Genomic DNA, 13,204 nt, shown 5'->3' on the forward strand with positions numbered 1-13,204 from the left:
ATTATTATTTAATAGCAATCATACTAATTTCTACATTTACAAATTTTGGTAAGTTAGCGACTTCAACCGTTTCTCTAGCAGGAGCAGTGGCATCATCAAAATAAGTACCATATACTTCATTAATTTGTGCAAAATTATACATATCACTAATAAATATAGAGGTTTTAATAACGTTTTCAAAAGTCATGTCTGCAGCTTCTAAAACCGCTTTCATGTTTTCCATAACTTGTTTAGTTTCTGTTTTAATATCACCCATGACTAGTTCTCCAGTCTCAGGATGTAATGCTATTTGTCCTGACGTATATAACGTGTTTCCGCTTAAAACAGCTTGGTTGTAAGGACCGATTGGAGCAGGAGCTTTTGATGTAGAAATTATCTTTTTCATTATGTGTGTGTTTAATTTCCGCGTAAGCGAAATAATATAACTATTATAGACCTTCGTCAGCTTTACGACGTTGTTCGTATTTTAAATCTTTTAGGATGCTAGACTTAATTCCAACAAAGAAATTCCAGCTATTATAAGTTCCAAATGGTACCCATGTAAAGTTCATTCTCCAACTTAATAAATCACGTTCAAAACGCAATTGTGTTAAACCAAAACCATTGTTTTTAAAATCATAACTTGAAGATCCTCCAATAGACCATTTAGGAGACAGCTCAATATCCCCTGAAAACATTAAGGAATGTGATGATATCTCGTTTTGTCTTGTGCTATTACCATAGTTTACAGCATAAGCAAATCTTAGGCTCCAAGGTATTTTGTTGTTGTAAAACTCGTCAGACTCTCGTTCTTCTTTTTCCTCATTATATTCAGAGCCTTGCTGCGCAGCAAAATCTTGAGACACACCAAACAAATCATCTGCACGACCACCACTTAACAATCTATCGTCTACAGCATCATTTTGATTGTTCTTACCGCCATCTTTACTACTTAAACTATAACTTAAATTAAGATTAGCACTTGTTAATCTAAACAAGCTTCCTCCGTTATTTACATTAAAAGTGTTAATTCTGGTATTGTTTGTATCTAGCGCGTAAGGGTCTAAAGTAGCTCCAAAATTGATACTCATTTTATTGTCAAATAACTGTGTTCCTCCAGTAACTCTAACAGGACTCCATTTTAAAGAATCTCCTGCGACATTATAAGACGTAGAAAAGTTAAGACTATTAAGTAATATTATTTTTTTAGATTCGGTTTTAGTCGAATCTGGATGTCTTACTTTGGCTTCAAAATTATTAGAAAGACCTAATCCTATAGAGCTTGAGAAGGTGTTATTAGGAGCGCCAAAAAGATTGTCTTCAAATCGCGTGTATTCACCTTTTGTAGTTCCGTCTGCATCAATAATCTCAAAATCGTCATAATAATTATCAAAAGCAGGATTAATATTATAACTAATACTTGGTCTAATAACGTGTCTTATGGCTTGCAGTTTTTTTCCTTCTTTGTCTTTATCAAAATTAAATACACCATAAAGTGTTGTTCCGATACTGGTACTAAAATTATAAGTTCTGAAGGCATCAAAACCATTAACGTCTTGAGTTACTATTTCTTCATTGGTAGTATCATAATATTTTTCAACAGTTTTTAAAGTCCAATTTTCTTGAAAAGTTGTACTTGCAGAGACACTAAAGTAGTCAAAAACCTTAAAGTTTGTGCTAATAGGAATGCTGTGTTGTGCTCCAATTTGGGCATCATCAAACATACCTGATTTAAAGAAAAGCGAATCTGTAGTGGTGATTCTGTTTTCTGCTTTTACGCTGTATTGTAAGTTAATATTTTGAATTGCTCCTTTTTTAACGCCATCTTTTCCTGCAAAGGGATAAATTCTACTTAAACTACCTTGAAAGGTTGGTAGCGTCATACTAATAGATTCCGTTTGAGTATTTTGTGTGTGTGTCGCGGTTAAACTCATGTTAGCCTGCGGTTCTCCTTCAAAGGTTTTAGAGTAAGATATAGAAGACGATAAGGTGTTGTTTTGTGTGTTTGGCAGGTTTAACTGATTTATAGATTGTGTGTAATAATTACTACTACCTAAGTTTACAGATGCTGAAAACCTAGAACTTGGATTGGCTTTACCATCTTGTGCATGCGACCAACGTAAGTTATAAATTGTTGATTTTGCATAATCTGGAAATCCACGCTCACTGGTAATTAAGTTTTCATATCTAAAACCTAAGTTTCCATTGTATTTATATCTAGTAGCATATTTGCTTTCTAATCTTAAACCGTAACTACCGTTAGTATAATAGTCTCCCATAACTGCTAAATCTACTCTGTCGCTTATAGGAAAGTAATATCCTCCATTTTGTAAAAAATAACCTCTGTTACCATCTTCTCCAAAACTAGGAAATAATATACCTGCACGACGTGTTTTTGTCAATGGAAAAAAAGCGAAAGGTAGACCAATGGGAGTAGGGACGTCATAAATAAACAAATTTGTTGGTCCTGTAATTACTTTTTTATTCGGGACTAGTTTTCCTTTTCTAATTAGAAAATAGTATTCTGGATCTTCTAAATTGTCTGACGTGGTAAATTTTGCGTTTTTAAGATAGTAAACGGAGTCATTGACACGCTTAGTAACTTCCGTAATTATTCGACCTTGGTCTTGTTCGGTTTGAGAATTATAAATTAATCCTTTTCTAGTTTCTGTGTTAAACACAATAGAATCAGGCTCAATTACATTAGCACCTTGCTTAAAAGTTGGTCGTTGACTATAAACTCCTGAAGAATCCTTGATCCCTTTTGCGTAAACTAAATCTTTGGTATAATCTATAATAATTAGTCCAGCAGAAATATCCATATCTTCATAAACCACTTGCGCTTCATTATAAAGGTACATTTTAGCTTCTTTCTTTTTAAAAGACATATAATCTTTAGCTTTGTAAGAAATGGTGCTGCTTAATAAAGGTTTTGGTTTAATAGAATCTGTTACGACACTATCGGTTTCTTTTTTAGATCCTAATAATTGTTCTACGTTAATAGAAGTGGAATCTTTTAGTGTTGTAATGGGCTGTTCTTTTTCTTGAATAGCAGGTATTGACTCACCATCTTTAGGTAAATCCTGCTGTGCAAAGCTAAACGTGTTAATAAACACTGTAAAACTCAAAGTAAAAAGTATATGAAGACTATTTGTACGCAACGCTTTTAAATGTATTTTTGTAAAAGTATGGCTTGGTTTTTGAAAAGACAAAACTACATATATTTTTTTGTGAATGTTTTAATATTCGTTAAAATTTATAAATCATACTAATCGTAATAATAATTGGTTATAACTTATATGCAAACGTACATTTTTAAACTTATAGTATCCTTTATAATAGTATTAACATTTGGTAGTACCCAAACTATTACTGCGCAATCTAACGATGGTAAATTTGTGGTGGTCCTAGATGCAGGTCATGGAGGAGATGACCCTGGTAATTTAGGTAATGGTCATAAAGAAAAGGATATTGCTTTAAAAATAGTTTTAGAAGTTGGTAAAGCCTTAGAAGGTAAAAAGGATTTTAAAGTTATTTATACTAGAAAAACAGATGTGTTTATTGAGTTGCGCGAGCGTGCAGCTATTGCAAATAGAGCAGATGCAGATTTATTTGTGTCTGTACACTGTAATTCTCACTCGTCTCAAGCATCAGGTACAGAAACGTTTGTTTTAGGAGTTGCTAATACAAAACGTAACTTTGATGTCGCAAAAAAAGAGAACGAAGTTATTTTTTTAGAAAAAGATTATAAGAAAAATTATAAGGGATTTGACCCTAATGCACCAGAGTCATTAATTGGTTTGGCTTTACAACAAGAAGATTATGTAGAGCAGAGTATTAAATTAGCACGATTAATCGAAGATAATTTTATAGACCAATCTAAACGTAAAAGTAGAGGTATCAAACAAGCTAGTCTATGGGTGTTACACAATACCTATATGCCAAGTGTTTTAGTGGAAGTTGGTTTTTTAACTAATAATGCAGAAGGTAAATTTTTAAATTCTAAAAGCGGACAGTCTAAAATGGCAACCTCTATATTAAAAGCAGTTAATGCTTATAAAAAATCTTTAGATTTAAATGTTGGTGACAATTATATTGTAGATCCTGTTATTGAGGATACAATTTCTACAGCAAAAAAAACTATAAAAAACACAGTATTTAAAATACAGATAGCAGCTAGTGCTAAAGCTTTAGAGCCTAAAGCCTATAATTTTAAAGGTCTAAAAGAAATATCTAGAGAAAAGCAAGGACGTTTGTATAAGTATTATTATGGCTATACATCAGACTATAATATAGCTCAAAAACTACAAATTGAAGCTAAAAACAAAGGTTATAAAGACGCTTATATTGTTGCACTTAAGGATGGAAAGCAAATTAAACTATCGGAAGCCTTAAAAACCGACTCTAATTAGACCCATTCTTTTGTAATTTATTTCTAATTTTGTTACCAATCTAAATTTAGCATATTGAAACTAACACTTGAAGTTAAAACAGCCATACTAGTTATACTTGGAATAATCTTTTTCATTTTTGGATTTAGTTATTTAAAAGGGAATAACATTTTTGATTCTAACAACACGTATTATACAGAGTTTGATTATAACTCGTTAGCAGTATCTGCACCAGTTACTATTAAAGGTAACAATGTGGGTAAGGTTAAAGAAATTATTTACGATTTTCAAACAGGTAAAACTAGAGTAGCCTTTTCTGTAGATAAGCAATTGCAATTTTCTAAAAACAGTACAATTAGTTTGTTTCAAACAGGACTAATGGGAGGTAATGCTTTGGAGATTATTCCTGCGGAAGACAATCAAATGGCACAAAACGGAGATTTAATAAAATCATCAGTAAAAGAAGGTTTAGTAACAAGTCTATCTAGTGACTTTTCTCAATTAAGCACAAATTTAGACGGGACTTTAAAAACTGTAGATACCTTAATGGGTAATTTAAACGGTCTGGTTTCAGATCAATCAGGTGATGGTTTAAAAAGTACGTTAGCGGAGTTAAATTCGACTTTAAAATCATACAACGGTTTAGCAAACTCAATAAATTCATTAGTTAAAAAAAATGACCAAAACGTAACAGCAATGGTCGACAACTTTAATAAAACTAGCGTTAATTTAAATCAAATGAGCGAGAAGTTAAATAAAGTGGATATTACTAAAACAGTAGCCGATCTAGAAGCAACATTAGGTAGCGTAAATAGTATGCTTGCGGGTGTTAAAAACGGAGAAGGGTCTATTGGTAAACTATTAAATGACGATAAATTATATTCAAACTTAGAAGGAGCAGCATTACAAATGGAGCAACTTTTAGAGGATATGAAGCTTAATCCTAAACGTTATGTACATTTTTCTTTATTCGGAAAAAAAGCAAAACGTTATGATGCTGATGGAAACGAAATTAAAGAAGAAAAGAAAAATTAAGACCAAAACTAACTAAACAAACATGGAATACATACCAAATATAATTTTTGCTATCATACTTGCTGCAGGTATCGGTTATTTTGCAAATAATGTCAGAAAACTTGTTAGGAACATAAATTTAGGTAAAGATTTAGATGTCTCCGACAACAAACCACAACGCTGGAAAAACATGGCTTACATTGCTTTAGGGCAAAGTAAAATGGTGAAACGTCCAATAGCGGGAATTTTACATATTGTAGTTTACGTAGGATTTGTTATTATTAATATCGAAGTTTTAGAAATTATAATAGACGGATTATTTGGTACACACAGGATAGGGCATTCAATCTTACCAAGCGCATTATATGGCTTTTTAATTGGTAGTTTTGAAGTTTTAGCATTATTAGTATTAGTCGCAGTTATTGTGTTTTGGATAAGACGTAATGTTATAAAACTAAAACGTTTCATGAGTTCAGAGATGAAAGGGTGGCCAAAATCAGATGGTAACATTATCCTTTATTTTGAAGTTGTTTTAATGTGCTTGTTTTTAGTAATGAATGCTACAGATACTGTATTTCAAGGATACAATTCAGGAAATGTAATAAGTCAGTTTATAGCACCATTATTTGATGGTTTATCAGCGTCTACATTACATATTATAGAGCGTGCTGCTTGGTGGATGCATATTGTAGGTATTTTAGCTTTCTTAAATTACCTATACTTTTCAAAGCATTTACACATCTTATTAGCGTTCCCAAACACCTATTACGGTAAGTTAACACCTAAAGGTCAATTTCCTAATAACGCAACAGTAACTAAGGAAGTTAAAATGATGATGGATCCAGATGCAGATCCGTTTGCGGCAGCACCAGAAGGAGAAGAGGATGCAGTGCCAGAAAAATTTGGAGCAAGTGATGTGCAAGATTTAAGTTGGGTAAACTTACTTAACGCATATACGTGTACAGAATGTGGACGTTGTACAAGCGAGTGTCCAGCAAATTTAACAGGTAAAAAATTATCACCGCGTAAAATAATGATGGATACTAGAGATCGTCTAGTAGAAGTTGGTAAAAATATAGACGCTAACAAAGGAGTGTTTGTGGATGATGGAAAGCAATTATTGGGTGACTATGTTACAGACGAGGAGCTTTGGGCTTGTACAAGTTGTAATGCCTGTGTAGAGGCTTGTCCGGTAAGTATTGATCCATTAAATATTATCATGCAAATGCGTCAATATTCTGTAATGGAAAAAAGTTCGGCGCCCACAGAGTTAAATAACATGATGACTAATATAGAAAACAATGGTGCACCTTGGCCTTACAACCAAATGGACCGTTTAAACTGGAAAGACGAGTAAAATTATTTGGGCGTTACCACAAGGGTCGCGTTGGAATTTACCCTGAGCGCAGTCGAAGGGTTGTATCTTTTTTTGCCATATATGGCAGCAAAAAAAGGATGTCATTACTACCGCTAACGCATAAAAAACAATGAGTTTTATATACAAAGTACCATCCAAAACAAGATTAATTAGTGGCATTGCCATATTAGTAATAGGACTGTTATCATTCTTTGTTGTTGGCAAATTTGACACAGGAGGTTTGGGAGGTTTTTTAGCGGGCTTTTGTACAACACTAGGATTTGTGTTAATTGTAACACGAAACAAAAAAGAATAATTAATTGAAATATAGCGTCTTAATACTACTAATCTTAACTTTTAGCTTAACCAAGCTAAAGGCTCAGGATTATAAAAAAGACTCGCTTCAATTTAAAATCATTACTAGTATTAAGTACAAGTCTAGTAATGTAGAACATATCAAATTAAAAAAAGTGCTGTGTGATTTTTGTACAGAAAAACAGACAGAGCAATTAGGATTACAAGCATTAAAGTTAGCAGCTTTAGAGCAGGACGATCCAAAAAATAAAATGAAAAACGGTATCAAGATTTTGTCTATTTACATCAGGTTATCTAAAATCGATTTTTCAGCAATAAAATAAAACTTAATTATGAGCGAAAAACTTATAGTGCCAACTATGGCAGAAATGATGACCCAAGGAAAAACTCCAGATATTTTATTCTGGGTAGGATCAGCAGGAAGTTATGACGATAGAGCAAAAAAAATAACAAAAGCATTTGTTAAGATATTAAACAAAGCCAATGTTAATTTTGCTGTATTAGGTACAGAAGAAAGTGCTACAGGAGATTTAGCTAAGCGTGCAGGAAACGAGTTTTTGTTTCAAATGCAAGCGTTTATGAATATTGAGGTGTTAAACGCATACGAGGTAAAACGTATTGTAACATGCGATCCGCACTCATATAATTGTTTAAAAAACGAATATCCAGAATTGGGTGGTAATTACGAAGTCTTACACCACACACAATTTATAAAACAATTAATAGACTCTAAAGTTATTCAAATAGAGAACAGTACGTTTAGTGGTAAACGTATTACATTTCACGATCCTTGTTATTTAGGACGTGCAAACTCAGAGTATTTAGCACCAAGAGATGTATTATCCGTTTTAAATGCTAATCTAATAGAGATGAAACGTAGTAAATCTACAGCATTATGTTGTGGAGCAGGAGGTGCGCAAATGTTTAAAGAGCCAGAAAAAGGAAACAAAGACATAAATGAACTTAGAACGGAAGACGCTCTAGAAACAAAACCAGATATTATCGCAACCGGTTGTCCATATTGTATGACTATGATGTCCGATGGTGTAAAAGTCAAAGAAAAGGAAAACGAAATACAAGTAATGGATATTGCGGAGCTTATCGCTAGCGCACAAAACCTATAGTAAAATATGAAAAAGTATATTTTATCAGGTTTAATATCAGGGTTAGTATTTGCTTTAATTATGGCTGGTTGGGACTATTATAAAGAGTTGCCATTTTCTGTCATTAAATTTATAGCACATTTAGTTTTATTTGCAGCGCTTAACGGGTATTTAACGTATAGAAGAGATCACAAAAAATTGAATAAATAATAAGTATAGACTAACTAATACGCATTTAGTAGTAGTTAACAACTCAGTAATAATGGCAAACGATATATTTCTTTTAAACATTTCAGGACAGGATAAGCCAGGATTAACATCAAGTTTAACTAATGTATTAGCCAATTATGGCGCTAAGGTTTTAGATATTGGACAAGCCAATATACATGATACACTATCCTTAGGTTTTTTGTTTGAGATAGAGTCCGGAAATAACTCGGCTGCAGTATTAAAAGATTTATTGTTTAAGGCGTATGAGCTTGGTGTTAAAGCTAAGTTTACACCAATTTCTTTAGACGATTATGAAAACTGGGTTAGTTTACAAGGTAAAGACAGATACATTGTGACTATTTTGGGAGATAAGTTAACTGCCGAGCAAATATCGGAAGTCACTAAGTTTATTTCTGATAAAAACTTAAATATTGATGCCATTAAACGTTTAACCGGTCGTACGTCTTTAGTACAGGAAGCCGAATATCCTAGAGCATCCATTCAGTTGTCTATTAGAGGTAAAATAGAAAGTAAGTCTGAATTTACAGAAAAATTCATGCAAATTTCTCATGATTTAGATGTAGATATTGCATTTCAGGAAGATAATATTTATAGACGTAATAGACGTTTGGTTTGTTTTGATATGGATTCAACACTTATTCAAGCAGAAGTTATTGATAAATTAGCAGAATTAGCAGGTGTTGGAGATGAAGTAAAAGCAATTACGGAATCAGCAATGCAAGGAGAAATAGATTTTAATGAAAGTTTTATACAACGTATGAGACTATTAAAGGGATTAAGTGAAGATGTTTTACATGACGTTGCCATTAATCTACCAATAACAAAAGGGGCAAGACGTTTAATTGATACTTTAAAAAAGTACGGTTTTAAAACCGCTATTTTATCAGGAGGTTTCACCTATTTTGGACACTATCTGCAAAAAGAATTGGGTATGGATTATGTCTATGCTAATCAATTAGAAATTAAAGATGGTGTTCTAACTGGCGGTTATCTTGGAGATATTGTAGATGGTAATAAAAAGGCGGAATACCTTAAAGAAATAGCAGAAAAAGAAGGGATTGATATCAGTCAAACCATAGCAGTTGGAGATGGAGCAAATGACTTGCCAATGCTTAATTTAGCAGGGTTAGGAATTGCATTTCATGCCAAGCCAAAAGTAAAAAACAATGCCCAAAGTGCCATTTCTAGCATAGGATTAGATGGTGTCTTGTATTTATTAGGGTATCACGATAGACATATAGATTTAATAGAATAACAACAATATAATGTTAGTAGATTTTAACACATTACCAGAAACTTCAAGAGTTTGGATTTACCAAGCTAATCGCTCTTTTTCAGATACAGAATTAGAAGATATTAAGTCTAAATTAGATGTTTTTATAGAAAGTTGGACAGCACATGGTGCTGACTTAAAATCTGGTTATGACATCAGATATAAGCGATTTATTATTATCGCTTTAGATCAAGAACTAAATCAAGCTACGGGTTGTAGTATTGATGCTTCTGTTGTTTTTATTCAGCAATTAGAAAAAGAATACGACGTTGACTTATTAGATAAAATGAATGTGTCTTATAAGCAAGGTGAATTTGTAGCACACAAAACGTTGACAGATTTCAGAAAAATGGCGAAGCAAAAAGCTGTTTCTAAAAACACGATTGTATTTAACAACCTAGTGACCAATATTGAAGAACTTAACGAAAGTTGGGAAGTACCTGCAAGCGAGAGCTGGCATAATCGTTTTTTGAGTTAAATTGTTCAAAAAACGCTTATAATTCTATCATAAAGTCCTTTATTAATAATCTTAAAAGTACTAATTTGGCATAGTTTTTAGTGGTATATTAAAGTACCACTTAAAAAGTCAAATTCAGTATATGCAATATTTAAAAGCCCTCACCTTATTTTTAGTGTTTTCTAGTGTTTTACACGCTCAAGACACGCCTGATCCTTTATTGGATAAAGACCCAATCGCCCAGAAACAATGGGTTGATGATTTGTATGACGCCATGACTTTAGAAGAGAAAATTGGACAGTTGTATATGGTTCAGGTTTTTTCTAATCAATCAGAAATAGAAAAAAGTAATGTTATTAATTTAATTAGAGATAATAAAATTGGTGGTGTAATTTATTCTAAAGGAGGTCCTGTTAGACAAGCAAAACTAAATAACGAACTTCAAGCAGTTTCAAAAGTGCCATTATTAGTTGGTATTGATGCGGAATGGGGCTTGAGTATGCGTTTAGATTCTACGTATGCTTTTCCATGGAATATGACTTTAGGAGCCATTCAAAACAATCAATTAATTGAGCAAACAGGTCGTCAGTTAGGAGAGCATTGTAAACGCATAGGTGTTCATTTTAATTTTGCACCTGTAGTAGATATTAACACAAATCCAAATAATCCTATTATTGGAAACCGTTCTTTTGGAGAAGATAGAGATAATGTTACTGAAAAAGCTCTAGCCTTTATGAAAGGGATGCAAAACGCTGGCGTATTAGCCAATGCAAAACATTTTCCAGGTCATGGAGATACGGATTCAGATTCTCATAAAACATTACCAACAGTTACATTTGACGAAAAACGTATTGACTCAGTAGAGTTATACCCATATAGAAGATTAATAAAAGAAGGCTTATCAAGTGTCATGGTGGCACATCTTAACATACCTAGTTTAGAGCCAAGAGATGGTTACCCATCAACATTATCAGAAAATATAGTAACTAATATATTAAAGCGACGTTTAGGTTTTAAAGGTTTAATATTTACGGATGCTTTAACCATGAAGGGTGCCTCAAATTTTAGCGCACCTGGAGATATTGATTTAGCTGCTTTTCAAGCTGGTAATGACGTGATGTTAATGTCTGGAGATGTTCCAACTGCTATTGCTAAGTTTATTGAAGCTTATAATAATCAGGATATTTCAGAAGCACGTTTAGCGCATTCAGTCAAAAAAATACTTAAAGCAAAATATAAAGTAGGTTTAAATAATTACAGACCTGTTAGTCCATACCACCTTGTATCTGATTTAAATAGAATTAAAGATGATGCATTGTATGAGATGCTAATGGAAAATGCCATTACAATTGCAAGAGATACAACTAATCAATTACCACTTAGAAATCTTGAGACTAAAAAAATAGCTTATGTAAAGCTTGGTAGTGCGGATGGTTCTTATTTTGTGGATGAGCTTAAAAAATACACTAAAGTACATGAAGTGTCCTCTGAGAATTTAGACGAATTGATTGTGAAATTACAAAACTATAATACTGTAATAGTAGGGTTTCATAAGTCTAATGCTAGTCCTTGGAAAAGTTATAAGTTTTCAAATAAAGAATTAGTGTGGTTGCAGGAAATAGCTAGAACTAATAATGTTATTTTAGATGTTTTTGCTAAACCTTATGCGCTTTTAGATTTAAAGTCAGTTACTAATATAGAAAGTGTAGTAGTTAGTTATCAAAATAGTAAAATCTCTCAAGAAAAATCGGCTCAGCTAATTTTCGGAGCTATAGCCGCTCGAGGGAAATTACCTGTTTCGGCTGGACCATATTTTAAAGTAGGAGAAGGGAAACAAGAAAACTCTTTAGAGCGTTTAGGATATAGTATTCCAGAACGTGTTGGTATGTCTAGTTATGCTTTAAAAAAGATTGACTCTATAGCTAATCACGCTGTTAATGGTAAAATGACACCTGGTATACAGTTGATAATAGCTAGAAAAGGAAAAGTAATTTATAACAAAAATTTTGGTAAACATACGTACGAAGGTTCGGAGCAAGTAAAACCAGATGATATTTATGATATCGCTTCTTTAACTAAAATTGTAGCAACTTTACCGTTGTTAATGGAGTTAGAAGAACAAGGTATTGTGTCTTTAGATACTAAGCTTTCTGAAATTATACCATTGTATAAAAATTCGAATAAAAAGAATATCACTTTAAAAAAAATGTTGTCGCATTACGCACAATTAAAACCGTGGATTCCGTTTTATTTCGCAACATTAGATCCTGACACTAAACAACCTTCGACAAAATATTATAGAAAAGTTAAGTCTCAGGGTTTTTCTATTAAAGTCTCTCCAGAATTGTATTTAAGAGACGACTATAAAGATTCTATTAATACTAGAATTAAAGATACTGATTTATTAACGCGATTAAAATATAGATATAGTGATTTACCTTACTATATTTTAAAACAATACATAGAGTCGCACTATGACAAACGTTTGGACGAGTTGACTGCAGACCATTTTTACAAATCTTTAGGTGCTAATAACACGATGTACAATCCATATAATAAAGTTAGTAATAGTCGTATTGTCCCAACTGAAATAGATGACTATTACAGATATCAAAAAGTACAAGGTTACGTGCATGATATGGGGGCAGCTATGCAAGACGGTGTAGGAGGTCACGCAGGTGTTTTTAGTAATGCTAATGATATTGCTAAGATTATGCAATTGTATTTACAAAAAGGATACTATGGTGGACGTCGTTATTTTAAAACAGAAACGTTAGATAAATTTAATACGTGTTATTATTGCGAAAGTAATAATAGGAGAGGAATTGGGTTTGATAAACCTCAATTAGGAGATGCTGGCCCAACTTGTGGTTGTGTAAGTATGACTAGTTTTGGACATTCAGGATTTACAGGGACCTATGCTTGGGCAGATCCAGAACAAGAAATTGTATATGTTTTTATGGCTAATAGAACGTATCCATCTTCAAAAGGTCCCAATACACTATTAAGACAAGATATTAGAACCAATATTCAAGCAGCCATTTACGATGCAATTATAGATTAAATTGTAAAGTTTTTAAAAAT

General features: G+C 32.7%; 12 protein-coding genes. 10 read left to right on the forward strand and 2 right to left on the reverse strand.

Going from position 1 to position 13,204, the window contains the following annotated elements; translation table 11 throughout:
* Positions 1-4 precede the first annotated feature (4 nt).
* Both ACZ2G2_RS13450 and ACZ2G2_RS13455 read right to left on the reverse strand, forming a co-directional pair.
* Positions 5-385, reverse strand: coding sequence for a RidA family protein (locus ACZ2G2_RS13450; RefSeq protein WP_470392675.1), 381 nt, complete (start codon positions 383-385; stop codon positions 5-7).
* 43 nt (positions 386-428) lie between these two features.
* Entirely contained in the window at positions 429-3,191 is a 2,763-nt protein-coding gene (locus ACZ2G2_RS13455) for a putative LPS assembly protein LptD (RefSeq protein WP_470392676.1), read from the reverse strand.
* Between the two features lie 87 nt (positions 3,192-3,278).
* Here ACZ2G2_RS13455 and ACZ2G2_RS13460 point away from each other — a divergent pair, with 87 nt between their 5' ends.
* The 10 genes from ACZ2G2_RS13460 (at position 3,279) to ACZ2G2_RS13505 (ending at position 13,184) form a co-directional block, all read left to right on the forward strand.
* Positions 3,279-4,391 (forward strand): N-acetylmuramoyl-L-alanine amidase family protein, encoded by a 1,113-nt coding sequence (locus ACZ2G2_RS13460; RefSeq protein ID WP_090840674.1) that lies wholly within the window; start codon positions 3,279-3,281, stop codon positions 4,389-4,391.
* Between the two features lie 54 nt (positions 4,392-4,445).
* On the forward strand, positions 4,446-5,405 hold the full coding sequence (locus ACZ2G2_RS13465) for an MlaD family protein (protein ID WP_470392678.1): 960 nt from the start codon (positions 4,446-4,448) through the stop codon (positions 5,403-5,405).
* A gap of 22 nt (positions 5,406-5,427) precedes the next feature.
* Positions 5,428-6,741 carry a 4Fe-4S dicluster domain-containing protein gene (locus ACZ2G2_RS13470; protein WP_470392679.1) on the forward strand — a complete coding sequence of 438 codons (1,314 nt, stop codon included), beginning with the start codon at positions 5,428-5,430 and terminating at the stop codon, positions 6,739-6,741.
* A gap of 130 nt (positions 6,742-6,871) precedes the next feature.
* Positions 6,872-7,057: a hypothetical protein gene (locus ACZ2G2_RS13475; RefSeq protein WP_101203815.1), complete on the forward strand. Its 186-nt coding sequence runs from the start codon at positions 6,872-6,874 to the stop codon at positions 7,055-7,057.
* A 4-nt stretch (positions 7,058-7,061) separates the two neighbouring features.
* Complete coding sequence (locus ACZ2G2_RS13480; RefSeq protein ID WP_470392682.1) at positions 7,062-7,379, forward strand: hypothetical protein; 318 nt, start codon at positions 7,062-7,064, stop codon at positions 7,377-7,379.
* A 9-nt stretch (positions 7,380-7,388) separates the two neighbouring features.
* Positions 7,389-8,180 (forward strand): (Fe-S)-binding protein, encoded by a 792-nt coding sequence (locus ACZ2G2_RS13485; protein WP_090840683.1) that lies wholly within the window; start codon positions 7,389-7,391, stop codon positions 8,178-8,180.
* Between the two features lie 6 nt (positions 8,181-8,186).
* A complete protein-coding gene (locus ACZ2G2_RS13490) occupies positions 8,187-8,369 on the forward strand; it encodes a hypothetical protein (protein WP_090840685.1) in 183 nt (60 codons plus the stop codon).
* 52 nt (positions 8,370-8,421) lie between these two features.
* Complete coding sequence (gene serB / locus ACZ2G2_RS13495) at positions 8,422-9,645, forward strand: phosphoserine phosphatase SerB (RefSeq protein ID WP_090840687.1); 1,224 nt, start codon at positions 8,422-8,424, stop codon at positions 9,643-9,645.
* Positions 9,646-9,655: 10 nt separating this feature from the next.
* On the forward strand, positions 9,656-10,141 hold the full coding sequence (locus ACZ2G2_RS13500) for an ABC transporter ATPase (protein ID WP_090840689.1): 486 nt from the start codon (positions 9,656-9,658) through the stop codon (positions 10,139-10,141).
* Between the two features lie 121 nt (positions 10,142-10,262).
* Positions 10,263-13,184, forward strand: a complete 2,922-nt coding sequence (locus tag ACZ2G2_RS13505; protein WP_470392686.1) for a glycoside hydrolase family 3 N-terminal domain-containing protein — start codon at positions 10,263-10,265, stop codon at positions 13,182-13,184.
* Positions 13,185-13,204: the final 20 nt, after the last annotated feature.

This window comes from Olleya sp. KKT75 (assembly GCF_055635485.1).